At 39.7% G+C, this 1,303-nt stretch carries 1 pseudogene; it reads right to left on the bottom strand.

The window, feature by feature from the left end:
* A pseudogene (locus ACZIYX_RS23950) lies at window positions 1-1,303 on the bottom strand (DUF6443 domain-containing protein); the annotation flags it as partial.

Below are 1,303 nucleotides of genomic sequence, written 5' to 3'. Positions count from 1 at the left end.
TGGTCTTTAAACTGGTAGACATATTTATATCCATCTGCTTCATGCTCCACAATGCCCTCCGCATGGTTAAAGAACTCCAATTGCCCGTTTTTATAGACGTAATTGCCCGCGTAATCCGTTGTCACAGAACTTCCCTCTGTTGCTATTTTTCTTTGTTTAGCACCAGTGGCGTCGTAAATATAAGAAATAGTTCCCGTATGTTCTGCATTATTTATCGTTACTGCTTCTGGTAGGTTTAAATGGTTATAGGTTATACCGGTAATCCCTTTATTGGCATCGCTAATCATATTGCCATTGGCATCATATACATATTCTATAGCGGTTTCTGCTCCATCTATAAACCCTGTTACCGCACTTGCTGTTGGGGCATCATCTACTGCCAAAAGTTGGTTTCCTTGGTACGAATACGTTAGTTTATCCATAAGACCAAAATTGGTAACATTTATATCCCTGTGCCCGTTACGCTCCAACTCTTTTATATTCCCGTTTTTATCATACATTACCAAACCTAAATTATAGTTGGTATTATCAGAAATCCCGGAAGTGATTCTGTTCAAAGCATCATACGAATATTTGTACCACCGTTGGGTATTGTCATTGGCTGTTTTCCACTCCGTTTCACTAATGTTTCCATTAAACAATGCTGTAGCACCGTGTTGTGGGGTATTGTAGTTGATCTTAAAAGAGAACAGGTCATTACCAAGTGTATTTACATCGTTGATCCCTTGTAACCATCCCCGTACATTATAGCTATAATCTACATTTTGCAATCCGCCTCCTGTTTCTTTGGATTTTAATTGCCCCAATTCATCGTATTGGTTAGCAACCAGAACCTCCGGGGCTTGATTATTGATTTTCTGGGTTTGTGTTAGTAATCTACCCGTATGGTCATAGGTAAAGGTATCCAGTGTTACTATCGGCGCATTAGCATCTTTGGTATGTGTGGCTTTGTTTTGTTTTACTTTGCCCACAAAATCCAGTTCTGTTTCTATAGTATCGGTAGTGTTTAGATACTCATTCTTACTGGCTACATAAATAGTACGCCCTTTTTTATCGTAGTAACTTACGGTAGTGATCCAATTGTTGGTGCCCAGCACTTTTACTTTGCTACCTGTGGACAAGGATTTTGTGTTGGTACTTATGGGTTCTGCAAAGCTGGTCCCGGGATTTGTTATTCCTGCGGTATCAAAATTGTAATCATCGTAATAATTGATAGTCAGCACTTCTGCATTTTGTGTATCGGGATATGCCCCATTATTATAATACATGGTTACTCCACCAATCATCACAGCGCTGCCACGCT

The sequence above is a fragment of the Aquimarina sp. genome (assembly GCF_977115655.1).
Note: the sequence above shows the minus strand (reverse complement) of the source record. Positions and strands in the feature narration are given on the sequence as shown.